Origin of the sequence: Enterococcus sp. AZ179 (genome assembly GCF_050498885.1) — a bacterium.
GTDB lineage: Bacteria > Bacillota > Bacilli > Lactobacillales > Enterococcaceae > Enterococcus_D > Enterococcus_D entomosocium.
Window position 1 is genome coordinate 2,644,623 of record NZ_JBMHEO010000001.1, and the last position, 24,665, is coordinate 2,669,287.

The 24,665-nt window shown below is 41.9% G+C and carries 26 protein-coding genes and 1 pseudogene; 20 read left to right on the forward strand and 7 right to left on the reverse strand.

All coding sequences use genetic code 11. From position 1 onward, the window contains the following. Positions 1-211 precede the first annotated feature (211 nt). The 5 genes from IGI88_RS12455 (at position 212) to IGI88_RS12475 (ending at position 9,225) form a co-directional block, all read left to right on the forward strand. A complete protein-coding gene (locus IGI88_RS12455) occupies positions 212-4,330 on the forward strand; it encodes a S8 family serine peptidase (RefSeq protein WP_429960590.1) in 4,119 nt (1,372 codons plus the stop codon). Positions 4,331-4,462: 132 nt separating this feature from the next. Next, on the forward strand, positions 4,463-6,040 hold the full coding sequence (locus IGI88_RS12460) for a hypothetical protein (RefSeq protein WP_196044205.1): 1,578 nt from the start codon (positions 4,463-4,465) through the stop codon (positions 6,038-6,040). Positions 6,041-6,110: 70 nt separating this feature from the next. After that, positions 6,111-7,628 carry a hypothetical protein gene (locus tag IGI88_RS12465; protein ID WP_420315311.1) on the forward strand — a complete coding sequence of 506 codons (1,518 nt, stop codon included), beginning with the start codon at positions 6,111-6,113 and terminating at the stop codon, positions 7,626-7,628. Between the two features lie 67 nt (positions 7,629-7,695). Further along, on the forward strand, positions 7,696-8,595 hold the full coding sequence (locus tag IGI88_RS12470; RefSeq protein ID WP_429960592.1) for a hypothetical protein: 900 nt from the start codon (positions 7,696-7,698) through the stop codon (positions 8,593-8,595). A gap of 102 nt (positions 8,596-8,697) precedes the next feature. Continuing rightward, entirely contained in the window at positions 8,698-9,225 is a 528-nt protein-coding gene (locus tag IGI88_RS12475) for a hypothetical protein (RefSeq protein WP_429960593.1), read from the forward strand. Positions 9,226-9,576: 351 nt separating this feature from the next. On the opposite strand, the gene IGI88_RS12480 is transcribed toward IGI88_RS12475, so the two are convergent. Next, positions 9,577-10,416 carry an aldo/keto reductase gene (locus IGI88_RS12480; RefSeq protein WP_429960594.1) on the reverse strand — a complete coding sequence of 280 codons (840 nt, stop codon included), beginning with the start codon at positions 10,414-10,416 and terminating at the stop codon, positions 9,577-9,579. Between the two features lie 128 nt (positions 10,417-10,544). Beyond that, positions 10,545-11,372 (reverse strand): manganese catalase family protein, encoded by an 828-nt coding sequence (locus tag IGI88_RS12485; protein ID WP_034872349.1) that lies wholly within the window; start codon positions 11,370-11,372, stop codon positions 10,545-10,547. Between the two features lie 186 nt (positions 11,373-11,558). Between IGI88_RS12485 and IGI88_RS12490 the strand changes: the two genes are divergently transcribed. Beyond that, positions 11,559-12,500: a magnesium transporter CorA family protein gene (locus IGI88_RS12490; protein ID WP_016621424.1), complete on the forward strand. Its 942-nt coding sequence runs from the start codon at positions 11,559-11,561 to the stop codon at positions 12,498-12,500. A gap of 71 nt (positions 12,501-12,571) precedes the next feature. Here IGI88_RS12490 and IGI88_RS12495 read toward each other — a convergent pair whose 3' ends face one another. After that, the gene (locus IGI88_RS12495; protein WP_194199692.1) at positions 12,572-12,760 is read right to left on the reverse strand and encodes a hypothetical protein; all 189 of its coding nucleotides are present in this window, start codon (positions 12,758-12,760) and stop codon (positions 12,572-12,574) included. Beyond that, positions 12,744-12,995, reverse strand: a complete 252-nt coding sequence (locus tag IGI88_RS12500; protein WP_260606939.1) for a hypothetical protein — start codon at positions 12,993-12,995, stop codon at positions 12,744-12,746. Before IGI88_RS12500 ends, IGI88_RS12495 begins: the two co-directional genes overlap by 17 nt. Before the next feature lie 419 nt (positions 12,996-13,414). Between IGI88_RS12500 and IGI88_RS12505 the strand changes: the two genes are divergently transcribed. The 3 genes from IGI88_RS12505 (at position 13,415) to IGI88_RS12515 (ending at position 15,410) form a co-directional block, all read left to right on the forward strand. After that, a complete protein-coding gene (locus tag IGI88_RS12505) occupies positions 13,415-13,663 on the forward strand; it encodes a GlsB/YeaQ/YmgE family stress response membrane protein (RefSeq protein ID WP_005225422.1) in 249 nt (82 codons plus the stop codon). A gap of 182 nt (positions 13,664-13,845) precedes the next feature. After that, on the forward strand, positions 13,846-14,247 hold the full coding sequence (locus IGI88_RS12510) for an Ohr family peroxiredoxin (RefSeq protein WP_005225423.1): 402 nt from the start codon (positions 13,846-13,848) through the stop codon (positions 14,245-14,247). Positions 14,248-14,324: 77 nt separating this feature from the next. Then, on the forward strand, positions 14,325-15,410 hold the full coding sequence (locus IGI88_RS12515; protein WP_139960042.1) for a hypothetical protein: 1,086 nt from the start codon (positions 14,325-14,327) through the stop codon (positions 15,408-15,410). A 9-nt stretch (positions 15,411-15,419) separates the two neighbouring features. Here IGI88_RS12515 and IGI88_RS12520 read toward each other — a convergent pair whose 3' ends face one another. Then, positions 15,420-15,764, reverse strand: coding sequence for a peptidase (locus tag IGI88_RS12520; RefSeq protein ID WP_005234590.1), 345 nt, complete (start codon positions 15,762-15,764; stop codon positions 15,420-15,422). A gap of 292 nt (positions 15,765-16,056) precedes the next feature. On the opposite strand from IGI88_RS12520, the gene pepA reads away from it, so the two are divergent. The 4 genes from pepA to ytpR all read left to right on the forward strand — a co-directional run bounded on the left by pepA (position 16,057) and on the right by ytpR (position 18,949). Next, on the forward strand, positions 16,057-17,133 hold the full coding sequence (gene pepA / locus IGI88_RS12525) for a glutamyl aminopeptidase (RefSeq protein WP_034878843.1): 1,077 nt from the start codon (positions 16,057-16,059) through the stop codon (positions 17,131-17,133). Positions 17,134-17,267: 134 nt separating this feature from the next. Further along, a complete protein-coding gene (locus IGI88_RS12530; protein WP_005234597.1) occupies positions 17,268-17,588 on the forward strand; it encodes a thioredoxin family protein in 321 nt (106 codons plus the stop codon). A gap of 12 nt (positions 17,589-17,600) precedes the next feature. Then, positions 17,601-18,062: a universal stress protein gene (locus IGI88_RS12535; protein WP_005225429.1), complete on the forward strand. Its 462-nt coding sequence runs from the start codon at positions 17,601-17,603 to the stop codon at positions 18,060-18,062. Between the two features lie 272 nt (positions 18,063-18,334). Further along, positions 18,335-18,949, forward strand: a complete 615-nt coding sequence (gene ytpR / locus IGI88_RS12540) for a YtpR family tRNA-binding protein (RefSeq protein WP_005225431.1) — start codon at positions 18,335-18,337, stop codon at positions 18,947-18,949. A gap of 68 nt (positions 18,950-19,017) precedes the next feature. On the opposite strand, the gene IGI88_RS12545 is transcribed toward ytpR, so the two are convergent. Then, positions 19,018-20,322 (reverse strand): S1C family serine protease, encoded by a 1,305-nt coding sequence (locus IGI88_RS12545; RefSeq protein WP_008379110.1) that lies wholly within the window; start codon positions 20,320-20,322, stop codon positions 19,018-19,020. Between the two features lie 373 nt (positions 20,323-20,695). Here IGI88_RS12545 and rlmH point away from each other — a divergent pair, with 373 nt between their 5' ends. The 7 genes from rlmH (at position 20,696) to IGI88_RS12580 (ending at position 24,372) form a co-directional block, all read left to right on the forward strand. Continuing rightward, positions 20,696-21,175: a 23S rRNA (pseudouridine(1915)-N(3))-methyltransferase RlmH gene (gene rlmH, locus IGI88_RS12550; protein ID WP_008379108.1), complete on the forward strand. Its 480-nt coding sequence runs from the start codon at positions 20,696-20,698 to the stop codon at positions 21,173-21,175. Positions 21,176-21,240: 65 nt separating this feature from the next. Next, positions 21,241-21,978 (forward strand): tRNA pseudouridine(38-40) synthase TruA, encoded by a 738-nt coding sequence (gene truA / locus IGI88_RS12555; protein ID WP_005225435.1) that lies wholly within the window; start codon positions 21,241-21,243, stop codon positions 21,976-21,978. Between the two features lie 42 nt (positions 21,979-22,020). Next, on the forward strand, positions 22,021-22,779 hold the full coding sequence (gene map, locus IGI88_RS12560; RefSeq protein ID WP_005234612.1) for a type I methionyl aminopeptidase: 759 nt from the start codon (positions 22,021-22,023) through the stop codon (positions 22,777-22,779). Between the two features lie 87 nt (positions 22,780-22,866). Continuing rightward, positions 22,867-22,965 carry a type I toxin-antitoxin system Fst family toxin gene (locus IGI88_RS12565; protein ID WP_074534955.1) on the forward strand — a complete coding sequence of 33 codons (99 nt, stop codon included), beginning with the start codon at positions 22,867-22,869 and terminating at the stop codon, positions 22,963-22,965. A gap of 339 nt (positions 22,966-23,304) precedes the next feature. Next, positions 23,305-23,478 carry a PTS glucose transporter subunit IIA gene (locus tag IGI88_RS12570; RefSeq protein ID WP_258186458.1) on the forward strand — a complete coding sequence of 58 codons (174 nt, stop codon included), beginning with the start codon at positions 23,305-23,307 and terminating at the stop codon, positions 23,476-23,478. 259 nt (positions 23,479-23,737) lie between these two features. Beyond that, positions 23,738-24,028 (forward strand): AbrB/MazE/SpoVT family DNA-binding domain-containing protein, encoded by a 291-nt coding sequence (locus IGI88_RS12575; protein WP_016621415.1) that lies wholly within the window; start codon positions 23,738-23,740, stop codon positions 24,026-24,028. Then, a complete protein-coding gene (locus IGI88_RS12580) occupies positions 24,022-24,372 on the forward strand; it encodes a type II toxin-antitoxin system PemK/MazF family toxin (protein WP_087627114.1) in 351 nt (116 codons plus the stop codon). The genes IGI88_RS12575 and IGI88_RS12580 overlap by 7 nt, the downstream gene beginning before the upstream one ends. Before the next feature lie 24 nt (positions 24,373-24,396). On the opposite strand, the pseudogene IGI88_RS12585 reads toward IGI88_RS12580, so the two are convergent. Further along, positions 24,397-24,648, reverse strand: a pseudogene (locus IGI88_RS12585) (hypothetical protein); the annotation flags it as partial. Between the last annotated feature and the right edge of the window lie 17 nt (positions 24,649-24,665).

The window sequence follows — 24,665 nt, forward strand, 5'->3', positions numbered from 1 at the left end:
AAAAATAAAATTATATAAAGTGCTAGCTAAAATATGAATAAAATACTACAAAAACGATTGTTGTTTAACTTCCCGCTCGGTATAATTAGCTTGGGAGCTACAGCAAGACAACAAATAATGAATAAAAAATCTACAAACCGTTGATTAGAAAGGAGCAGCTTATGGAGTAGGTAGTGGGTATCGATTTTTCGATAAGAAGGAGAGGAAGAATATGAAAAAAGAAAAGAGAATGTTAGGTGATAAAAGTTATTGTGAAGAAACAGACAAGCGAAGGAGTCGGAAACTACATAAGTATCTGCTTGTCGGACTGATCGTTGTCCTTGTACTTAATCTATTTCCATTTGGTCGTTATGCTGACAATGTGGTAGAAGCCGTTACTTCTACAGAACAAAAGCAAAATAGTGAAGATGGTATCGAATATACAGAGATTCATTCAGCAGAAGAATTAGATACCTTAATACGTAAGGAACTAAACGGTAATTTTAAGCTAGTTAAGGACATTGATCTATCCGACTATCGTTCTAATACAAATACTGCGAATCAAGGATGGCTACCGATCCCAAACTTTACGGGTGTGTTCAATGGTAATGGCCATACGATCAGTGGGTTGCGGATAAATCGAACAGGTAGTAGTTTTTTAGGTTTATTTGGTTCAGTCAATGGAGCGACAATCAAAAATGTGACCGTTGCACTTGGTGGGGATATCCTAGGATCTTCCGCTGTTGGTGTCATTGCAGGGCGAACGACGCATGTAACAAACAATGGTGCCGTTTTAGAAAACAATCAGGTGATTGGCAACGGGTATACAGTTAGAGCCACGGCTTTGCTTGGGTATGCCGGCGGGCTGATTGGTTATTCTGGAGATAATACACGACTGGAAAACAATCAGGTAGAACATATCAATGTCCTGACAAATGGCGTTAGCAACTACGCCGGAGGACTTGTCGGTGCTGCTCGTAACTCTTCATTATTCGATAATGCAATCAATCGTGCCAAGGTAGAGGCGTATTCCTATGCTGGAGGGATAGCTGGGGTTACTTATGGATACTCTGCTCAGGCGCACAGCAATGGCACATTAGTAACGAAAAACATTGTCGATACTGAAAGCAGCGTACAGGGAAGAGGCTCCTATGCCGGAGGGGCATTTGGGGCAATTTATGAAGGCAGTGAAGTGCGGCAAACACTGACACATGCGAAAGTAGTCGGCAAAGGGGCCTACAATGGCGGCTTTGCTGGAGTTATTTACGATCGTTCAACGGTTGACCAGTCTGCGGCGTATGGTTCTGTCGAGGCTGTGCGCTATACAGGTGGCTTTGTCGGAGCATTGTATAACTCGGCCTCTGTAAGTAATTCTTACGCACGAGGAGCAGTGACTGGAACGACCGAACTAGGTGGTTTTGTTGGTACATTCTATGATTCAGCGATCATTGAAAACAGCTATGCAGCGAATACGATCCATACGGATGAAAGAAATCAAGAGCGTGCCGGTGCTTTTGCCGGTCAACATCTTGGCACACGGCAACAATATGCAGGGACGAATTATTTTGATCAGCAAATAGCTGGTATCGCACAAAATTTAAGTAATGCAGGCGGCGAGCAAACGAGTGGTGCTAGACCTCAAGGAAAAGATACGCAAGAATTTTCACAGTCAGGGACATTCGATGGGTGGGACTTTGAAGATACTTGGGTCATTGATAAGGGCTATCCAGTATTTCAATTTTCCTATAAAGAACCTGACATTCCAAAGGAGATCGAAGAACCCATGATCATTGTTCATACAGCGTTTCCAGAAGGAGAAGTCACTGTCCCATTCATTGACATTGAGTATACAGCAACCCCAACAATAGGCAATGAGATTATAGAAGTCTATGTGAAGATCAACGGTAATTTTGATAGTTATTTGTATCTGAAAGGCGGGAATGGTATTACGCCTAAGGGTGAGTTAGGTACAGGGAGAGTCTTTTTCCGACCGATACAAGGAGAAAATCATATTGAGGTCGTGGCTTTTGATAGTAGTGGTGTGACAGGAAGTTATAAAGTTGATCAGCCTGTGAAAGTGGTGGAACATCCTGTTCCAGATTCACCAAAACCAGAAGAAATTAGTACGGAGTTCTTTTGGGAAGATGAACGCACCTTTGTGAATAATCGCTTCCAGTTATGGCTTACAGGAGCTACCGTTGAGGAAAGAAAAAATGTGACGCCAGAGCTGATTGAAGAAGCACTTGCTTCCATTGATGCCACTTTATTTATCGAACCTGATTGGCTCGGTCAGCTTACTGTTCAAGTGAAAGAAAGTACGGCAGAAGAGCTGATTGAAATGATTGAAGATGTGATAGAAAATTTCCCAGAAGTCTTTGAAGATGGCAATCTTGATACATTAGATGATGCATCAATCAACGAAGTCACCCCTGTGGAAACACTGAGCAATAAGGAATATTTTCCTGACGATCCTTGGTGGAATAACGGTGAATGGGGGCTACGTGCGATTAAATTACCAGAAGCATGGGCGTTATTTGGCACGTTTGAGCGAGAAATTATAAAAATCGGGATTATTGACGATGGAGTAAAGGGGAATCACGAAGATTTGCAGTTAAGGAATAGAAATATTAAGAATGATAAAGCTGCTAAATTGGGGGTAGTTGATTCTGAATCTAATCACGGTACTCATGTAATGGGGACAATTGGAGCTATTCATGACAACCAAAAGGGAATAAGCGGGGTAGTTAACACTGATAGGAAAAATCTTCTAAGTTATAATTCATTTGATGGTGTAACCAAAGAAGGAAATCTAACATCAAGTATGGCAGCTCATAACAGAGGATTGGAATGGAATGTTACAAATGGAGCACGCATTATTAATGCAAGTCTTGGTTCTAAAAATAAGCAGAGGCCTTTTTTTCAGATTGGTATTTTTAATAGCGTTTTAAGAATGACTCAACGATTAGTTGATGAGAATTATGATTTTGTTGTTGTACATGCTGCTGGAAATAGCGCAATGGATTCAAAATATGTCGGTTCGTTTTCTCATATTGGGGAAAATCACGAATTACGCAAGAGAATTATTACGGTTGGTGCAACGACAAAAGAGAGAGGAAAAATAGAAATGGCTGATTACTCAAATTTCGGTACTATTGTTGATGTCGTTGCGCCAGGTTCTGACATAAAGAGTACATGGGGTTCTTCCACTAACTCCTATAGTATGGGTAGTGGGACTTCAATGGCATCTCCGCACGTTGCTGGTGTAGCGGCTTTGGTGTGGGAGGAGAATCCAGGGTTAACAAGTAAACAAGTTAAAGAAGTTATTACTCAGTCTGCAAGATGGTATGGTAAGACGATAGAGGAGCATAGGGATAAAGCTCCGAAGCTGACCTATTATCAATTAGATGCAAACGCTGCTTTGAAACGAGCTCGTGGCGTAGACACAGAGGAAGAAACTGTTCTTATGTATGGCAAAGTCAAGTTGAATCGAGATGAATCCATGGCATATAACGCCCGTGTCCGTCTATATCATGACGATCAGTTGATAGCACAAACATGGACGAATCGATTGGGAGAATTTCGATTCTATAATCAAGGAATTGGTGATAATTATCGAGTGACAGTTCATTATCCATGGCATACGGCAGCCAGAATTAATAACATTTCCAATGTAGTGGGTAGTGATAGAACAGAAGTTGGAACAGTTACATTACATGAGTCTTCTTATACGGGGATTGATACTGTATTTTTACTGGACGATTCAGGAAGCATCAATGCAATAGATTTTTCTCGCATGATTGGCGAAACGAGAGATCTCTTTTTGAATGAAGAGGCTTTTACAAATGATGATCGTGTAAGCTTGTTTACCTTTAATTCAAGCGTTCGACGACATTTCTCATTTCTAAATCCGTTACTTGCAGCTGAGCGGCTTCCTAGGCAAGTTGGCGGTAGTACTGCTTTAAACCAAGCAATCGCACAAGGTAACCAAGAATTTGAACAGTATGGACGAAAAAACGCCAAAAAAATAATGGTTGTTCTTACAGATGGACACAATAATGTTTCAGGACCACCAGAGGTAGAATTGATTCAACATGCTAAAGAAAACAATGTGACAATCTATTCTATAGGAGTAGGAAATAATTTAAATCAACGCTTTCTCGAGAGTATAGCCACAGAAACAGATGGGGAATTCTTCCACATCTCTAACTTCCAGCAATTAGCAGAAATCTTTGAAAAAATTCGTTACGAGCTATTTGACGAAGATATCCAAAAGCTGCAAATCGAACTTTCAGATACTATTGCTCAAAATCTTCAGACGACCAATGTGGAGTCTGAACGTTTAGCAGCATAGAGTTCTTTTTAAGGAATATGAATTTGTTGTTCATCAAATGGTTATCAATTAGTTTTTTTACTAGTGAAAAGTAATCATTTGATGGACATTTTTAATATATTTCCAAATCCTTAAATGAAAGGAGCGAATTGAATGCAAACAGATAAACGAATAACCTCGAAAAGTAAGAATGACGTAGTTAGAGAAAATCACTTATGTCTAGTTTTTTGTGTTTTACTTTTTTGTTTCACTATCAGTCACTTTTTTATTTTATCTGTAGAATCAGCCGAAGTTTCAGACACTGATTCAAATCAGATGGAAGGCATCTTAGCCGCGATCCTCAACAGCGAAAGAATTAATCCAGAACCCACAAAGCCACTTACTGAACCATTGCTAGAAATCGTCACAGAGCTACCCGATTCAGAACTAATGGTTCCCTTTTTGGAATTGATCTATGCAGTGACACCAAGTGAGGGGGAAACGCTGGAAGAAGTCTATGTTAAGGTAAATGGCGTATTCGATCGACATTTGTATCAAAAAAAAGCGGGAGAACCTGAAGTCACAGAGCGAACATTCGGTGAAGCTCGTCTCTTTCTTTCTACCGATGAACAGAAAAGTAAATTTGAACTGGTCGCCGTCGACAGTAGCAATCTAAGTGCCATCTACCCCATTGAGCAATCATTTTTTATGGCAGAAAATCCTGTGCCGCCGTTACCGTCTAAGGCTGATGTATCAACAATAGATTTTCACGGAGAAGAAGTGACTTTCATTAATAACAGACTTCAACTTCAATTAAGTAGTAGTCATTACAATCAAGAGGACAGGAAGAAGAATGAATCAGCGGTTCTTCAATTGCTAGATGAACTCTCTTACTATGATATTGAAATGATTGCTGGACCAGATAAAAACGGCTCTGTGACAGTTGGCTTGAAGCAAAACTCTTACTCATCTCTTTATCATCTTATTAACGATTTACCCTCTTTTTCTGATTTTTTAATAACTGATGCAAAAATTGAAGAAATCGATTTGGCAACAGCTGAACTGATTCCAAGTGAAGATTCTTCAATCAATCGCTCTGGTGAATTAGAGCCGAAAATGGTAAAAATTGGCTGGGTACCGGGTTTGTTTTTCCGAAGGTATCAGCACGATATGATAGGGTTTAAATTACAGGAGGAAACCTCGTTTTTAAACCAAGAATCGTTTCCTGAAACTTATCTTAGTAGGGCAATGATCAATAAAAAAATCGATGAAGTCGTTTCAGAGATTGACGGCATTCGTATAGATGGAAACCAAGCAAATGATCTTAGTGGAACCAAGCTATTTTCGAGTATGAATATTCGGAATGTTCATTTAGAAGGAAATTATCCTTTTGTTCGTGTGAGCCTACCTAGTCATTCACCCAGAGGATTAATAAAAAACGCCAAAACACTACTAAAGGATCATTCGGAAGTTTTTGAGAAATCCTATCTAATGATTGTTACAGATATAGAATCATCATCTAGTGTGGGGATACCAGAAGTTAACACTCAGGGAAGACAATTGCCTGAGTTTGAGCATGAAGTCTATCGTTATTGGGCGACTATCAATAAATATGGTACTGTATCCTCTTTGATTGAAATAGGCTTAATAGGGTTATCCATAACTATGAAAGTGATGTTAGGTATTATGATGCTTTGTGTCACTTTGACGTCTGGAATAATTGTTTACCGAAGGAAAAAAAGAGTATTGTGAAAGTTTAGAAACATATACATCAACTTTATTAACGATAACAGTTCGATTTTGTACGTAAGGAATGAATGGAATGAACAAAAACAAGCAATCATTAAAATCAAAAAAACTCTTTCGCAGGTACAAAATTTTCTTCCTGCTTTTCCTTGCTCTTGCCAGCAATCTTATTACGAGCATACAAGTACCAGCAGCCGAAGTACCAACCGACCAGTCCCAAGGCGTCTTAGCCGACATCCTCAACAGCGAAAGGAATACCCCAGAGCCCACAGAGCCACTCACTGAACCATTGCTGGAAATCGTCACAGAGTTACCCGATTCAGAACTAATGATTCCCTTTTTTGAATTGATTTATGCAGTGACACCAAGTGAGGGGGAAATGCTGAAAGAAGTCTATGTCAATGTGAACGGTGAATATGATCGGCATTTGTATCAGAGAGCGATAGGGGAGACGAAGGTCATGGAGCGAACATTCGGTGAAGCTCGTCTCTTTCTTTCTGCCGATGAACAGGAGAGCCGATTTGAATTAGTCGCTGTCGATAGCAGTAACAAAAGGACTTATTATCCCATAGAGCAGTCATTTTGGTTATCCGAAAATCCCGAACCGCCGTTGCCGACTATTGCCGACATATCAATACTTGATCGTTATGAAGGAAAGATAGCTTTTGTACATAATCGTCTCCATCTCCAATATAATGACGAGATACTTACAGGAATAAACGAGCAAAACGGCGAAACGAGTTTAGATCAGCTGTTGGATGAACTTTCTTACTATGACATGGAGTTGATTGCTGGACCAGACAAGAATGAGAGAGTAACGATTCAGTTAAAGCAAACTCCTTATAGAGAGCTTAATAGATTTATTTATGATTTAGAAACATTTACTTCTGGTATTGTTACCGATGGAGAAATTGAAGAGATGACTTTAGCTGAGGTGGACCAGTTACCCAAAACAGCAGCACCCGTCGATCGCTCGGTTGAGTTTAAACGGCATATGTTAAAAATCGGCTGGGTACCGGGCTTGTTTTTCCGAAGGTATCAGGACAACGTGGTAGGTTTCAAGCTGCATGAAGAAACCATTTTTTTAAATCCCGAGTCGTTTCCTGAAACTTATCTCAGTAAGAAACTGATAAATGAAAAAATCGACGAAGCTGTTGCAGCGATTGATGGCATTCGTTTAGAAGAAAATCGACTTTCTTATCCTTATGTGCAAATAGCTGTAGGAGGAAATACACCAAGGAATTTAGTGAAGAAAGGGCAGCAACTACTGACGAATTATCCCGAAGTCTTTTCAAAAGGGTATGTAATAATCAGAGGAAGGCAAAATATTTATGGTTATGGTACCACAGACGAATACAAACGACGATGGCGTGTTATGATCACCTTTGAAGAACGGAACTATCCTATCTGGGCAATCATCAACCCGAATGGCACAGTTTCGTCGTTAACGAGTATGGGTTGGCACGGCGTGACTGTCAGCATGGCGTTGGTGATAGGATTTGGTTCTATCGGCTTTATTGTGTTTATATTTGAACTTTTTGCTTGTCAAAGGGCAGAAAGATGGAAAAGGAATAGACAATCAGGTAAAAACTGATTCTCGTTGGCCATTCTTAAATTCTAATAGAATTCTGTTACCTCCAAAGAAGAAAGGAGCAAAGTGAATGCAAGTCGCTGCGCAAATAAATTCAACCGAAGAGAAATTTTTTGAAAATATCTTTCCCATCTATAAAATCTTTAGTCTGTGTTTCTTTGCTCTTGCCATCTATCATATGACCAGTTGGCAAGTATCAGCAGCCGAAGGACCAACCGGCCAGTCTCAAGGCGTCTTAGCCGACATCTTCAACAGCGAAAGGAATACCCCAGAACCCACAGAGCCACTCACTGAACCATTGCTGGAAATCGTCACGGAACTTCCCGATTCAGAATTAATGATTCCCTTTTTAGAACTGATTTATGCAGTGACACCAAGCGAGGGGCAAATGCTGGAAGAAGTCTATGTTAGTGTGAACGGCGAATATGATCGGCATTTGTATCAAAGAGCGATAGGAGAGCCAAAGTTCACGGAGCGAACATTTGGTGAGGCGAGGCTTTTTCTTTCTGCTGATCAACAGGAAAGTAAATTTGAATTGGTCGCCGTCGATAGCAGTAACAAAAGGACTTATTATCCCATAGAGCAGTCATTTTGGTTATCGGAAAATCCCGAGCCGCCGTTGCCGACTATCGCTGATGTAACGACGAAAGATTATTATGGGGAAGAAGTGACCTTCATTAACAATCGGCTCCATTTTCAACTGGATAGGGAGCGCTTTAATCGAGAATTCGGGTCAAACCATGAAACGGTTTTAGACAAATTACTTTATGAACTTTCATATTTTGGTGGTGAACTTCTATCCGGTCCAGATAAAAATGATTTTGCAACAATTCGTTTGAAGGGAACTTCTTATGAAGAGCTTGAAAGGATTATACAGAAGTCAATCTCAGAATCCTATGGATTTATCGCTGATGGAAAGATCCAAGAGATAGATTTAGCCACATCAGACTTATTGCCTAGTGAGGAATAACCTGTCAACCGCTCCTTTGAGTTAAAACCTGAAATGGTGCGAGTTGGTTTTGTTCCTGGATTGTTTTTGAGAAGGTACCAAAACAATGTGTTGAGCTTTCAATTGCATGAAGAAACATCTTTTTTGAATGCTGAAACGTTTCCAGAGACTTACCTTAGTAAAAAACTGATTGAAAATAAGATTGATGAAACAATTACAGCAATAGATGGGATTCGATTGGAAAGAAATCCTTCTAGTTATTCTCTTTTCCGCGTAAAGGTTGCTGATGGGACACCTAGAGAATTGATAAAAAAAGCCCAAAAACTATTGGCAGAGCACCCCAACATTTTTGCAGAAGCACGTTTAGCTATATTGGCAGACATAAAAACACCACGTTATGACACAATTCCTGAATACGAAAGAAAACCTCTTGATAGGCGATTAAATCACTTAGAACAACAAATATACCAATTTTGGGGAAGCATTAATGAAAATGGCACAGTTTCTTCAATGGCAGATATGGGCTTGAGAGGGCTGCCGACTATCGTGAAACTACTAGGAGGCGCCGGTCTATTTTGTGGCATTCTGAGTTTCGCCATCTTCATTTACCGAAAAAGACCTCCTCGCAAGAAACACGAGTTTTGGGGATAACGTTTACTGATGGGCATGTGGAAAGTCCTTTCAATCTGAAGGAGAACGGGGGAAACGTTGTTGTCTTTAAGTGTCGAAACAGTGAAAGACAACCATTTTTCGAGAAACCGCTATTCGATCAAAAGCTGTGATGAACGCCTAGCTGACGCTGGTCGTCTTTAAGAAAATCACACTGCTAGCAAGGGGATTTCTGCCAAAAAGAATATTTTTATCGTACGACTTTGATCCACGCAAAGCTAATCACTGGAGCCTTGATTACATAAAAAGCCTCTCAAAAGCAGCTGGTTGCTGATTTTTGAGAGGTTTTGTCTACCAAGAGATAGCTATGGTGTTTTTTTCAGTTGTAATTGTTTATTCAAATTCTTCATACTCATTTGGGTCTTGACCATCGATGCGGCCGTCTGCTTTGTTTAACTGATTGATTTGATTGATTTCATCTTCAGTCAGTTCAAAGTCGAAGATCGCAAGATTTTCTCGTTGATGGGCGAGGTTTCTTGATTTTGGCAGGGGCAAAATGCCACGTTCCACATGCCAGCGTAAGATGATTTGACCAGCTGATTTTTGGTATTTCTCAGCTAATTCAGTGATCAGTGGTTCTTTCAGGGCATCGCTGCCACGACCTAATGGGCTCCAAGCTTCCGTTACGATGCCGCGTTTTTTGTTTTCTGCGACCATTCGTTCTTGGACCCAGTAAGGATGGATCTCAATTTGATTTAGCGCAGGGGTCACACCAGTTGCTTCAATGATGGCATCAAAATGTTCTGGCTCAAAATTGGAAACGCCGATGGAACGGATCAAACCTAATTTCTGGGCGGTCACTAAGGCTTGCCAAGCTTCGACATATTTGCCGCGTTTTGGTAATGGCCAGTGGATCAAAAAGGCATCGAAGTAGTCGAGTCCCATGCGAGCAAGGGATTCTTGAATGCTGGTTAAGGCATCATCATAGTCATGGTATTTTCCCGGTAATTTTGAGGTGATATAAAATTCTGAACGTGGGATACCAGAGCGACGGATCGCTTTGCCGACAATGCCTTCATTGTCATAATTGGTTGAAGAATCGATCAATCGATACCCGTCAGCGATCGCTGCTTGCAGCTGGCTCAACCCTTCGCCACCGCGGATCTGATAGGTACCGATGCCCACGGCGGGGCGTAAATTGCCGTCGTTTAATGTCAGTAAAGGTGCTTTCATAAAATGATTCCTCCTTTTCTTTACATTCTACTCTAACGCTTTTTTGCCAGGAACGTAACCAACTTGCTCAAACAAAGAAAAAAGAGCAACGGTTTCTGTTTCAGAAACAATTGCTCTTTTTGATTAAATTATTTTTCAGGAGGTGTGCCATACATTTTTGGTGTGACTTGATCGAGTTTTGGCGCTTTTCCTTCGATCTTTGGTTCGTCTAGCCATTGGTATTCGCCTTCACCATCAAGGGCTTTGCCTTTCGCCCAAGAGCCTTCTTTACTTTGGTCGCCTTCTGAGAAGTTATAGAAATCATAAGCGATATCTAAGCGTTCGTTTTTGCGGTCAAAGGTAGTCGGCACTAAAATCGAGCCTTCGTTTTCTTCCAATTCTTTCACGGCAGCTGCCCAAAGATTTTGGTGGTAGCTATCACGCGCTAATAAGACCGAAAGTAAGTCTTTGACCCCACGGTCATCGATCATTTCATAGATGCGTGCTACTTGCAGACGACCTTGTGATTCTGCATTTAAGTTGGCACGGAAATCAGCAAGTAAGTTGCCACTAGCAATGATATACGCACCTGACCATGGATTGCCGACGCTATCAGCAGGACGTGGTCCTAAGCCGGCAACGATGGCATGTTGCGGATTCATTCCGGAAATGATCGCACCGATCGTTGGGTCTTTTTTCATGGCAGCTTCCTGATCTTCCACAGGTGCACCTTCCAGCAGACGTGCAACCATCGTTGCTAACATTTCAACGTGTCCAAGCTCTTCAGTAGCGATATCCATCAACATATCTTTGTATTTTTCTTCCCCACGGCAGCTCCATCCTTGGAATAAGTATTGCATGGCAACACTCATCTCTCCATATTGTCCACCGATTAATTCTTGAAGGTATTTCGCAACTAACGGATTTGGTTTTTCTGGTTTAGCTTCAAACTGTAGTTCTTTTTGATGACGAAACATACTATTCCTCCTAAAATTTTTTATTGGGCCCATAAAAAGTTTCTCATGAATCGAAAGGTTCGTCTAATAAAATGCACTTAGTTCAAAATGAAAAAAGCTCCAAAAAGAAAAGCCATTTACTTTGACAAAAAGCGAGAAGCGTTAGATAGTTAAATTAAGAGAGAATTAGAAAAGGAGCGAGTCACCATGTTTCAGTATTACAAAATGGACGACCGAAAAATAAGGGAATCCTCGGAGGAAGATTACAATTGGCTGGTGGTTTCTGGGACAGATCCAGAGGAACAACGCCACTTGTTAGATAAGTATCAACTGCCCGAAGATATTTTTATTGGCGCCAATGAACCGGAAGAAGTCTCACGTTTGGAATACTTACGTAACACTAAGTTAAATCATCCGATTCTTTATACCTTGATCGATTTGTCAGAAGTGACACAAGACCGCATCGAAGATCGTTTAGAACCGGTGACGTTTATTTATACCAAAGATCTTTTAATCACTTATGTCTCTCATCAATCTACACTGATTAAACGCCTGATTGAAAAGCATGAGCAAGATATTCAACGGTATGAAGATATTGTTGCCTACTCGACGCTGATGATCTACACCCATTACATCAAAGGTCTGCAGGAAATGAAGAAACAGATCGATGCACTAGATGAAGCAGCTCGTAAAACGACGGAAAACAACGAATTGTTTAATTTAGCCGATACCGAACGAGACATGGTCTATCTGGATCACACCTTACGGGATCAGAACCATACCGTCGATCGTTTGATGGATCGCAAAGAATTTTTGGATCGTTTGGATAATGAAGCACTCGTTTATGACATTAAGCTACGACAGAAGTTTGCCATGAAAATGGTCACTATCTATCGCGACTTGTTAGAAACCATTGGTGGCTTGTTCTCCGATATGATGGACAACAATCTAAACCATCTGATGAAATACTTAGATTCTGCGGCATTGGTGGTGGCTGTGCCGTCCTTGATCGCGGGGCTATGGGGGATCAACACCGGGGGACTGCCAGGAAAAGACAATGCCATCGGTACGATCATTGTCTTTGGTTTAGCTATTTTAGTTGGGATATTAACCGCCATTTACTTGTCACGGAAAGACTTTTCAAAATAAAAAGCGCCGCTGCTCTGTGGCACCGTTCATCCATAAAAGGAGAATGGTGTGACGAAGCAGTTGGCATTTTTTTATTTTAACCCGCTGTCCAAATTGCTGTCGAGAGTCCAGCGCTGAAAGGCGAGAAAGACCAGCAGCAAAGGCAAGATGTAAATTACCAAGGCAGCAATCAAAATCGTCCAATGGATATTTTCAGTGCCCACCAAGCTGCGGTTCGCCACTTGCAAGGTGTATTTTTTCGGATCATTCAAGACGATCAAGGGCTAGATATAATCCTTCCACCGCCACTGGAAGGAGAAGATCCCCAGTGTCATAATGATTGGTAATCGGCAGCATGGTGATGGCGATGATAGAGGAAGAAAAAATGGCATCGTATTTTGTAAGCGCATAGCTGCAGTCGGCACTGACTAGAATCCTCAATAAATCCGCGTAAGGCAAATCAGGAAATTCTACAGTCACACCGTTTTTTTCTGAGTATTTTCCCGTCATTTTCAAATAAGTACCGCTTTCGCTGGGAGCTCTGGAAGCAAACATGGGAATCTGCGAAGACATTTCCAATCTGAAACGATCGAAACGTTCACTAATGAAAAATAGCTGAAGTGCTGAAAAGATAGCTGTCCTAAAACGCACTGAGGAGTAAAAAGTGCCAATTATCTGACAAAATGAGAGTGGCTCTCCCTCAGTTTAGCGTCGAAGATGAAAAATATAAAATAAAGCGATTTCAAAAAATGCACGAATATTAAAAAAAACGAATTAAAGCTCTTACAACGATAATTAAGAAGTACTGATAAACGTTAATATAACAAGGTTTGAAAATTTTTTTTGCAAATTGAGTGCAAATCTTTTGTCTAAAACGGGGATTAAGCGTAACATAATATGTGTAATAACTACTTAAAAGAAAGAAGGAGAAAAATATGCATTGGTTATGGGTATTAATCGTAGGAGCTATTATCGGTTTGATCGCCGGAGCTATCACAAATAAAGGTGGATCAATGGGTTGGATCGCCAACATCGTTGCAGGTTTAGTAGGTTCAGCTATTGGACAAGCAATCTTAGGTTCTTGGGGTCCATCACTTGCTGGAATGGCAATCGTCCCATCAATTATTGGTGCGGTTATTGTAGTTGCTGTTGTTTCATTCTTCTTAGGACGTTCAAACGGCTAGTCCATTCAGCAATTGTTTCCATTCATTTATTTCGGGTAGTAATTACCTCGAATAGACAGGCAAATCCAGATTTTTCTGGGTTTGCCTTTTTTGTTTTTAAGGAAGCATAAGCAATCCTTTTGTCATATCGGGAAATTGTCGTTACACTTGAAGTAGGTCAAAAAAAGAAAGGAAGAGGTTCAATGAAAAAGCAATATGAAACAGCGATGATCAATCGAGGCGGACGTGTCGGAGAGGTCGAAGCACCAAATGGCAGTTTTCACCTGAAAATCGACAAACCGGGTCTTCACAGTGAGGGCACAAACCCAGAACAATTATTTGCCGCTGGCTATGCTTCTTGTTTCAACGGTGCCGTACAGCATATGCTGAAAGAGCATAACATCGAATCCGAATCCGAAGTTAAAGCAAGAGTGTCTTTGTATCAGCATGAGGACGGCAGTTACCAAATCGGCGTGATTTTAGAAGTGTCGTTACCAGGCGTTGAAAAAGCCGAGGCAGAGAAAATCGCAGAAGAAGCCCATGATTTTTGTCCGTATTCTCGGGCAACTCGTGGCAACATTGATGTCGAAGTACAAGTAGTCTAAGCATTATTGCAGCTAGACAAACAATAAGCGGCTGATGAATCAGCCGACAAGAGGGAATTCATCAAGGAGGCCAATCAATGAGACAAACAGAGATCTTGCTGCTTTTGGGCGTGTTTGTGGTTGGCCTTTTTGTGGTGTACTGGCTGAAAAAGCATCGACATGCGGGCCACAATCAAGCACTGGCAGCTCAGCTGAAGCGTTATCCCAGTGTGCGGAAAGCGTGGTTGGCAGCCGGGGCAAAAAGGGAAGCAGTCCTTTTGGTTCCTGGTTTAAAAAAAGCTACTGCCGCAGTTGCAACGACGGCAACGGCGAAAGCAGAAACGAGGCTGTACAAGCATGCGGATCAGTGTCAGGCAATGACCCCACAAGGGTTGGCCGTTTCGGAGGACTATTTGTTCCTCTCTGCGTACTGTTCGCAGCAGGAACATCACTCACAGCTTTATATAATAGAAAGAACGAGCGGACGGCATCTGAAAACGGTGGTTCTGCCAAAACGCCCCCATGTCGGCGGATTAGTCTTTGATCGAGCAACGCAAGTGCTGTGGCTAACCATCACTGGGAAAGGAATGGGACGAGTGGCGTGTGTTTCACTGCAGACACTGCTGGAAGATGATTCCTTGGCAACCAGTCAGCCGATCGCTTATCAGCAAGTCATCGAATTGGCTGGCATCACTCATAGCTCCTATTTGGCAGCCGATAGCGGTGAACTTGTCTCAGGGACCTTTGCCTTGAAAAACGGTGGCGTGGTGGCGAATTATCCGCTGCCTGTTCTTTCAGACAGCGGTCGCAAAGCATCTCCTTGCATCAAGCCGCGTAAGAGAAGGGTCACCACCACGAAAGTCCAAAGTGTCGCCTTTACCACTGAATACTTGTTGCTGGCACGTTCCTTTGGACCAGGGTCGGCTGAGTTATGGGTCTTTTCAAAGGATGCAACGGTGCTGACCCGCAAACATGCGTTGCGGCGCATCAAGTTTCCCCATTACCTTGAACAGATCGTGGTAGAAAAAGGGCAGCTGTACTGCTTGTTTGAAAGTGGGGCATGGGCGTATCGGCAAAAAGGCGGCAGCATCGATGAAGTCGTGGTATTGGACCTTGCGACCTTACTTCAGAAAGATAACTGCTTAAAAAGAAAAAAGACCAGCCTCTTAAGAAGCTGGTCGTAAGTGCAGTAATTATTCCACGATTGCTCGTTGGATATCTAAGACGGTGCCGGTATGAGCATCTGCCAAAAATTCATAGGTGACAAGCTGTCCGTCTTCGGTGCGGGTGATGCCGCCAGTATATCCTTGGGAAGTGATCGCAAATTTGCGCAAAGGTTGTTTTTCGAAATTGATCCAAGAACCTTCGATCGGTCCTTCTTTGATAAACGCCGCTTTTATATTGTCTAAGACATCATCGGCATTCATGGCTTGCCTTTTCTTCAACCAGATCGTTGAAAAAATCCCTCCTGCAAAGCCAAGACCTAAACCGATGGTCAGTCCATTTTTAAAATAATGCAATGGATGCTCATTCTCCATCTAATGTCCCTCCTAAAGTAAGTTTTCCCGAATGTTTTGATCTCGGTGAAAGCACAGGTTCTCTTAACAATAGTTTACCATAGTTTAGAAATATTCTATAAGAAAAATAACCAACAATAGAAATTTGCGCTATAATAAAGAATATCAGTAGAAATAAGGAGGAAGAGAGCACATCCGTTGTTTCACCCGAAAATTGCTGGAAAACACAGCCACAGCAAGCGTTGCTTTTTCAAAAAAAGCAGCTTTGTTTCTTTGGGGCAGCAAACAACTGATACGTGTTTCTCGAATGATCATGGAAGAAAAAACATTTCAACGTATCAAAGAACTAACGGAGTTACAAGGAACCAGCGGGTTTGAACACGACGTGCGAGCGTATATGCGTGAAGCGATGACTCCATTGGTAGATGAAATCCAACAAGATGGCTTAGGCGGCATCTTCGGTTTGCGTCACCACCAAGAAGCAGATGCACCACGAGTGATGTTAGCTGCTCACATGGACGAAGTTGGTTTCTTATTGACGACGATCACCGATCGCGGCTTATTCAAAGTCACTCCTTTAGGTGGATGGAACCCTTATGTAGTTTCTGCTCAACGGTTTACATTGAAAACAGCGAAGGGCGATTACCCATGCGTTTCTTCTTCAGTACCGCCACATTTGTTGCGAGGAAGCAGCGGTCAAAAAAATGTCGAAGTGACAGATATTTTGTTTGATGCTGGGTTTGAATCAAAAGAAGAAGCAGAAAGCTTTGGCGTACGTCCTGGCGATACGATCGTTCCACAAGTGGAAACCATCAAAACAGCAAATGGGAAAAACATCATCTCGAAAGCTTGGGACAACCGTTACGGCTGTGCGGTCGTATTAGAAGCACTTGAAGCCTTGAAAGAGGAAACATTAGGCCATACGTTGATTGCTGGTGCCAACGTTCAGGAAGAAGTCGGCTTACGGGGTTCTCGTCCGTCTGTGACAAAATTCAAACCAGACTTGTTCTTTGCGGTCGATTGCTCGCCAGCGGATGACACAGTCACGAAAAATGGCACCTTTGGTCATCTAGGAGCCGGGACTTTGATGCGAATCTATGATCCAGGCATGATCATGTTGCCACGGATGAAAGAATTCTTGTTGGATACAGCAGAAAGCAACAACATTCCTTATCAATACTTTGTTTCAAAAGGTGGTACCGACGCTGGTGCGGCACACATGGCAAATGAAGGGATCCCAAGTTCAGTTATCGGTGTTCCTGGACGGTACATCCATACCCACCAAACCCTATTCAGTATCGCTGATTATGAAGCGGCACGGGAAATGGTGATTCAAGTCTTGAAAGGTTTGGATCGTTCAACCGTTGATACGATTTTGGCAGGACAATAAGCGAGAACGAACGAAAGCAAAGAGACAGCCACCCGTTGTCTCTTTTTTTTCTGCAGGGCTTTGCAAGATCAGCATGTCAGTTGGTAGTCCCTGAAAGAAAGGTGTATACTTAAAGAAAAGAAAGTGGTGAGTATTTGATTATTCCAAAAGATTTAGCAGAGTTAGCAACATATGTGGAGAAAGGCAAAAATGTCTTCTTTTTCACCGCCGATTGGTGTGGCGATTGCCGATATATCAAACCGCAATTGCCTGAGATCGAAGCGGACTTTCCAGATCTTCAATTTATCGAAGTCGACCGTGACGAATACATGGATGTAGCGGTTGAATGGAACATTTTTGGTATTCCTAGCCTCGTCGTTATCGAAGACGGCAAGGAGCTGGGACGGTTAGTCAACAAGGATCGCAAAACCAAAGAAGAGATCGAAGCCTTTTTAACCAGAGTACAATCAGCATAGGAGGGGAAAAAGATGGAAGCACAAAGATATCAAAACATTTTAGTAGGGATCGACGGTTCAGATCAAGCGATGTCAGCCTTCAAAAAAGCAGTGGAAGTCGCTCGTCGAAATCAAGGGAAGGTCTATGCCGCAACGATCATCGATCAGCAAGTGCCGACCATGATGGGCTATGCACCTTTGGATAGTTCCATCTTAGAACAAGAAAAAGACACGGCGAAAAATCTGATCGACGACTGCAAAGCCTACGCAAAATCAGTAGATTTTGATCTAGTAGAAGGCATCGTCGCTTACGGCTCCATCAAAGACGCCCTTGCCACCCAATTACCGGATCAATACGACATCGATTTGATCATGGTGGGGCAATCCGGGCTGAACGCCGTGGAACGCTTCATGATGGGGAGTGTCGCCAGCTTCGTTATTCGTGAAGCCCGGTGCGACGTGCTGATCGTATCACCTGAAGAAACCAAAGCGTAAGGTCATTTTGGAAAAAATAAGCTTGTCGTTGCCGTGTTCTTTTCCATAGTTCGCATGGTAGTAACAAGTGACAAAAGGAAGTTCCTGAGAACCAGTGGTTTTGCTCGCTAGTGAAGCATTGTCTTTAGCAAATGAGCAGTAGCTGGTTTTCAGGCTTTTTTGTCTTTGAAAATAAGTAGAATTTCAAGGAAAACAAAGAAATTCCATGACGGATGCCGAAAAATTTGTTAAGATTATGGGCGGAATGTGTAAGTACCTAAGGAGGAAAAAACGTGATTTTTGCTTATAACAAAGAATATGTCAGTGATACACTGCTTGCCATCACAGCAGATGATAAAGGATTAGAACAAACCGTCGAACGCAAAGGCAATGTTGCCCAAATCAAAAATGAAGAAGGCACGATCGTCGGCTGGAACTTTTTTGCGATCTCAGAAGTGATGACGATCGAAGGCCGTGGTCAAGTGACGTTGACGAAAGAACAAATCCAACAATTGAACACCATGATCAAAGAAGCTGGATTCAGCGAAGAACTGCCTGCAGACACAGAACCAAAAATCGTCGTTGGCTATGTGAAGTCTTGTGTGGAACATCCAGACAGCGACCATCTGTCTATCACGGAAACAGAAGTTGGGGATGGGGAAGTCTTGCAAATCGTCTGTGGTGCTGCCAATATCCGTAAAGGCTTGAAAGTCGTTGTCGCAAAACCTGGGGCAATGATGCCAGATGGCTTGATGATTTGGCCGGGGACGCTTCGTGGCGTAGAAAGCTTTGGAATGATCTGCTCTGCTAAAGAACTGCATTTAGAAGGTGCACCAATGAAAAAAGGCATCCTTGAGCTGCCTCAAGATGCCGTTGTAGGTGAAGCTTTTCCAGTCGGTAAAGCCTAAAAAAATGAACTGCCGCTTCCTGTTTTTGCGGCAGTTCATTTTTTGATTGTTTCGATTGGTTTTAGTGATTAGTTGCTGCTGTCTGTTGATTGTTCGTTGATCGACGTATCAACGGAAAGTTTTACTTCTGCTGTTTTTTCTTCATCGCCACGATAGAAGGTTACAGTGATCGTGTCACCGACTTTGTGTTTGTACAACGCAGATTGCAGATCCGTTGTTGTGCTGACTTCTGTATCATCGATCTTCGTGATAACGTCATATTGTTGCAATCCTGCTTGTTCTGCTGGTGTTGCATTGTTGACTGAGTAGATCACAACGCCTGAAGTTACGGATGAAGGAACTTTCAAGATTTGTTCTTGTTGTTGAGATGTGATGGAACCTAAATCGATCGTTTGGATCCCTAGTGCAGGACGAACCACTTTGCCGTCTGCTTCTAGTTGATTGATGATTTCAACGACATCGTTACTTGGGATCGCAAAGCCCATCCCTTCGACACTAACACCTGAAGCAGAGCCAGAGGTGCTGGCGATTTTACTTGAGTTGATCCCAATCACTTGACCATCAACGTTGATCAGTGGACCACCTGAGTTCCCTGGGTTGATCGCAGCATCCGTTTGGATCGCATTGATACTGATCGTACCACCAGATTCGTTTTGGCTTGTTACTTGACGATTCAAGGAAGAAACGATCCCTTGTGTCACAGAGTTTGCGTAGTCAGAGCCTAGAGGAGAACCGATCGCGATTGCTGGTTCGCCGACTTTCAAGGCACTTGAATCGCCAAATGTTGCGGCAGTTGTAACTTTTTCAGAAGAGATTTTTAAGACGGCTAAGTCTGTGTAAGAATCGGTACCTACCAATTCAGCTTTGACTTTTGTACCATCTGCTAAGACAACTTCCAAACCATCTTGACCTTCAACTACGTGGTTGTTGGTTACGACATAGGCATCGTCGCCATCGATTTTGTAGATGACACCACTACCTTCAGAAGAAGCTTCTAAGGCGCTGTCGTCTTCGCTTTGGCTATCGCCTTCACTTTGTCCACCTTGCTGACCAAAGAGGCTGTTCCAGTCGTTGCTTTGACTTTGTTGTAGATTAATGATGGAAACCACCGAATCTTGTACTTTTTCAACTGCCTCAGTGACATCGCTAGTCACATCAAGTTTTACATTGGATACTTGGGTTTGTCCGTTAGAATCTTGGACCCCGCTGTTGGTCGTGGTTTCTGGTGTTGAAGTCAAGGATGAACCCATTGCCAGATACAGACCGCCGAAGGTCAATAATCCGCCGACCATACCGCCTAAAATCCCAATACCTAATCGTTTTAATAAACCAGGAGAAGTTTTCTTACCTGGTGTGACATATTTTCTTGCCATTACTATTTCCCCCTTAATGAATAATTCGTTATAATCAGTATATTCCTTCTATCTGAGATTAGTCTACTAAGAGATTTTGAAAAAAATATGAAGAAGTTGCGTAAGAATCTGTTTCAAACGATGAAATTTTCTTCGCAAGACCCGTTCATTTTTGAATAAAAATAGCAGAGAAATCTGGGGAGGAGTAAAGGTTTTTTTATCCACAGTGTGTGGACAATCTTGGTGGGGTTGGTTGGGTGGATGAAGAAATCGTTGAATTGTCACAGTTTTATAGATAAGATAGAAGAATTTCAAAGAAAGTCAAAGTGTGTAAAAGGTTGTGGATAGCATTGTCCACATTTTCATAAAATAAGGGGATAACGAGGAGGAACCTATGAAAATCAAAATCGTCACAGTAGGAAAACTAAAAGAAAAGTACCTCGTTCAAGGAATCAACGAGTACGCCAAACGATTGGGGGCATACGCAAAGCTTGAGTTTGTCGAAGTACCAGATGAAAAAGCGCCAGAAACCTTGAGTGAAGCCCAAATGCTGCAAATCAAAGAAAAAGAAGGCCAGCGCATTTTAGCCAAAATCAAAGACACCGAATATGTCTTTGCCTTAGCAATCGAAGGCACCAATCCCACCAGCGAAGCCTTCGCCAAACAAATCGATCAACTCGGCATCCAAGGAAAAAGCCAACTGACCTTCGTCATCGGCGGCTCCCTAGGCTTAAGCCAAGAAGTCATGACTCGCAGTGATGCCAAAATCTCCTTTGGCAAAATGACCTACCCCCACCAACTCATGAAACTGATCTTATTGGAGCAGATTTATCGCGCGTATCGAATCAATACGGGAGCGCCGTATCATAAGTAAATATCTTAAGCAGTATAATAGAAAAAATTAACCACCGGTACTACCGGTAAAAAGGAGCAACAACCATGCGAAATATCAAACTAACGATTGAATACGACGGCAAGCGCTACTTAGGGTGGCAACGACTAGGAGATTCTGAAAAAACGATCCAAGAAAAAGTTGAAGGGGTCATCAAATTATTGACGGGAGAAGAAATTGAGATCGTGGGTTCTGGTAGAACCGATGCGGGCACGCATGCTCGAGGACAAGTGGCAAATTTCAAGACGACCCATCAAATGAGTTTGCCAGAGATGCAGCAGTTCTTTAACCGCTATTTGCCGCAAGACATCGTTGTCAACAAGATTGAAGAAGTGCCTGAACGATTCCATGCACGCTATCACGCTAAAGGCAAGCAATACAGCTATTATGTTTGGAACAACGCGATCCCATCGGTCTTTGCTCGCAATACCAGTTTTCATTGCCCGCAGCCCCTTGATTTGGAAAAAATGCAGCAAGCGGCTGAGAAGTTGATCGGCACCCATGATTTTATTGGCTTTTCTGCGTTGAAAAAATCAAAAAAATCAACGGTGCGCACAATCGATGAAATCACTATCACACCAGAAGGCGACCTATTGCGGTTTACCTTCAAAGGCAACGGCTTTTTGCATAAAATGGTCCGAATCTTGACAGGCACACTGATTGCCATTGGCGATGGCACGCTACCGCCAGAAGTGATCGATCAAGTGTTAGCCGATAAAGTACGACAAGCAGCTGGTGAAACAGTGCCTTCTCATGGCTTATTTCTAGATGAGGTGTATTATTAAAAGAAACATGGTAATGGCTATTTAAGGAAAGGAGATCATCTATTGATCACATTAAAATCCCCACGAGAGATCGAACAAATGAAAACTTCTGGTCGTATCTTGGCAAGTATTCACGAGCAGCTACGGGAAAAAATCGTTCCCGGTATCACCACGAACCAAATCAACGCCTTTGTCCATCAACAGATAGAAGCTGCAGGGGCAACAGCCGCGCAAATCGGGTTTGAAGGGTATGAATTTGCGACGTGTATCAGTGTCAATGAAGAGATTTGTCATGGTTTCCCTTCAGAATATGTTTTAAAATCAGGCGATGTCGTCAAAGTCGATTTTTGTGTCGATTACAAAGGAGCAATTTCTGACAGCTGTTGGACATATGCTGTAGGAGAGATTTCGCCAGAACATCAAGCACTGATGGAAGTAACGAAAGAAGCCTTGATGAGAGGCATCGAGCAAGCACAGGTTGGCAACCGAGTCGGCGATATTGGTTATGCGATCCAAAGCTTCGCTGAAGAAAAAGGGTATGGTGTCGTGCGGGACTTTATTGCTCACGGCATTGGCCCAACCATTCATGAAGAACCATTCTTTCCTCATTTCGGGTTACCTGGCAAAGGAATTCGTTTGAAAGAGGGCATGACGATCACCATCGAACCGATGATTACGACCGGCACTTGGCGCATGAAGATGGACCCAAACGGCTGGACAGCACGCACGATTGACGGGAGCTATTGTGCCCAATATGAACATTCGATCGCCATCACCAAAGAAGGTCCAGTCATCATGACGTTGCAAAAGGAAGAAACGTGAACATCACTTAATGTCTTTGAAAAATAACTGTGTGTAATTTCCGTAACATGAATACTTTCTACTCCCCCTGTGGAGGGTATAGTGTATATGATTTATCTATCGTTGGTTGTCGCACCAATTGTTGTTGGTATAGTCATCGAACTATTTTCTCACTGGTTGGATGAGAAAGACAAAGACGATAACTAAGCAAGTTGCTATCCAACTCACATGCTAGCAGTCGCAACTAGCATAAACAAGGCGCTCCCTTTCGTCGCGGTTAGGGAGCGCCTTTGTGCTGTAGTGCTATAAACTTTCTATCGTTTCGCAAGGTTATTATATCACAGGGAAAATAAAAAACTACCCGTGATATCCACTCGAATAGATAAAGAAAACCTAATAAATTTGAAATTTAATTACCTCTACTTCTATTTTCCGAAATATGGATGGTAACCCCCACTTGAGGTATTACCGTGAAAAAAATAGTCTATAGTGGGAGTTATTGTTTTCTCTTTTTTTTAAATAGAGAAAAATTTAAATTAGGTGTACATGCAAGTGATAAATTCGGATAAAGTAAACGACCCAGTATTTTCTGATAAAGCCATGGGTGACGGTTTTGCAGGTATTCCTATTGAAGAAATTGTTGGCTCCCTGATTAGTGGGAAAGTTAACTATTTTTTCGAACTAGCTATGCTATCGAATATAGAACACATGAAGGAATAAGTAGGGGAGGGACAGCAATCCCTGTTGTTTACTACTTACTTGCATCCAAATATTGTTAATACCTAAAGAGCGTATCAACGTGGTTATAATCAAATCGTTTATGTCAGTCATTGTCCCGCAATTTGACATTTTGGTATACTACAAATTTTTATTAGCACAGCAGTGTAAACTTGTAAGAACAATTCTTTTTAAATGAATATAGGTGAATCGACCAAAAAGGATAATTATGTATATACTCTGTCGCGATATATGTTATACTATGTATATACAGAAAGAGGTGTCGCGCATGGAAATGCTACCTATAAAAAAATGGGGCAATAGTAACGGTCTTAGATTGCCAAAGTACATTATGGAGTATCTTGGCATTCATACTGATGACAAAGTGAAGATAATACAAGAAGAAGTAAACGGACATAAACGGCTAATCATCGAAGCAGCAAATTTAGAAAACGAGTTAACGATTGAAGAGTTATTTGAAAATTACTCTGCTGAGAAAAATCATGTGGTAATTCAACATTTAGGTGAAGCAGTAGGGAATGAAAAATGGTAAGAAAACCTAGACAAGGGGATATTTTGTTATTGGATACAGCTCCTCGTTCTGGACATGAACAAACGGGAAAAAGACCCTATATTGTTTTAAGTCATGACATGATTGCAAATTATAGTAACGTTGCCACCGTTGCTCCAATTTCTAGTACAAGTAGAAATTATCCGTTATATGTAAGTATTAATCCAGATTATGGAATGAAGACAACAGGAAAAGTATTGTTGGATCAATTAACGACAATTGATTATGAAGCCAGAGCATGTGTTTTTTTGGAAAAAGCGCATGAGCACTTGGTTGATGAGTTATTGATGAAAGTTAGAACAGTATTTCAAAAAGTAAGTAGATAAAAACAGCATGCTCATCTTATCGATGTTGACCATGCTGTTTTCTTTTATTCTATAAACGCTTTGTCTCGTAACATTATACTCCATTGCAATCTTTAAGATACTAGCTCTATTCCCGTGATCCTGAACGATACTTTTATAAACAAGGCAATGGGGGCGCTTTTGTGTTTGCACTAGCAGTCTTAATACTTTATGCTTGGCGATGTTTGAATTCGGCACGCTGCTGCTAGGCATCATTGCCAAAATTTCGACGATTGAGTCTTCGATAAATTTATCAAGGAATCTAATGAATGGAG

Coding starts and splice junctions, on each gene's coding strand:
- IGI88_RS12455 (WP_429960590.1), top strand. CDS start 212: ATGAAAAAAGAAAAGAGAATGTTAGGTGATAAAAGTTATTGTGAAGAA.
- IGI88_RS12460 (WP_196044205.1), top strand. CDS start 4,463: ATGCAAACAGATAAACGAATAACCTCGAAAAGTAAGAATGACGTAGTT.
- IGI88_RS12465 (WP_420315311.1), top strand. CDS start 6,111: ATGAACAAAAACAAGCAATCATTAAAATCAAAAAAACTCTTTCGCAGG.
- IGI88_RS12470 (WP_429960592.1), top strand. CDS start 7,696: ATGCAAGTCGCTGCGCAAATAAATTCAACCGAAGAGAAATTTTTTGAA.
- IGI88_RS12480 (WP_429960594.1), bottom strand. CDS start 10,416: ATGAAAGCACCTTTACTGACATTAAACGACGGCAATTTACGCCCCGCC.
- IGI88_RS12485 (WP_034872349.1), bottom strand. CDS start 11,372: ATGTTTCGTCATCAAAAAGAACTACAGTTTGAAGCTAAACCAGAAAAA.
- IGI88_RS12490 (WP_016621424.1), top strand. CDS start 11,559: ATGTTTCAGTATTACAAAATGGACGACCGAAAAATAAGGGAATCCTCG.
- IGI88_RS12505 (WP_005225422.1), top strand. CDS start 13,415: ATGCATTGGTTATGGGTATTAATCGTAGGAGCTATTATCGGTTTGATC.
- IGI88_RS12510 (WP_005225423.1), top strand. CDS start 13,846: ATGAAAAAGCAATATGAAACAGCGATGATCAATCGAGGCGGACGTGTC.
- IGI88_RS12515 (WP_139960042.1), top strand. CDS start 14,325: ATGAGACAAACAGAGATCTTGCTGCTTTTGGGCGTGTTTGTGGTTGGC.
- IGI88_RS12520 (WP_005234590.1), bottom strand. CDS start 15,764: ATGGAGAATGAGCATCCATTGCATTATTTTAAAAATGGACTGACCATC.
- pepA (WP_034878843.1), top strand. CDS start 16,057: ATGGAAGAAAAAACATTTCAACGTATCAAAGAACTAACGGAGTTACAA.
- IGI88_RS12535 (WP_005225429.1), top strand. CDS start 17,601: ATGGAAGCACAAAGATATCAAAACATTTTAGTAGGGATCGACGGTTCA.
- IGI88_RS12545 (WP_008379110.1), bottom strand. CDS start 20,322: ATGGCAAGAAAATATGTCACACCAGGTAAGAAAACTTCTCCTGGTTTA.
- rlmH (WP_008379108.1), top strand. CDS start 20,696: ATGAAAATCAAAATCGTCACAGTAGGAAAACTAAAAGAAAAGTACCTC.
- truA (WP_005225435.1), top strand. CDS start 21,241: ATGCGAAATATCAAACTAACGATTGAATACGACGGCAAGCGCTACTTA.
- IGI88_RS12565 (WP_074534955.1), top strand. CDS start 22,867: ATGATTTATCTATCGTTGGTTGTCGCACCAATTGTTGTTGGTATAGTC.
- IGI88_RS12570 (WP_258186458.1), top strand. CDS start 23,305: ATGCAAGTGATAAATTCGGATAAAGTAAACGACCCAGTATTTTCTGAT.
- IGI88_RS12575 (WP_016621415.1), top strand. CDS start 23,738: ATGTATATACAGAAAGAGGTGTCGCGCATGGAAATGCTACCTATAAAA.
- IGI88_RS12580 (WP_087627114.1), top strand. CDS start 24,022: ATGGTAAGAAAACCTAGACAAGGGGATATTTTGTTATTGGATACAGCT.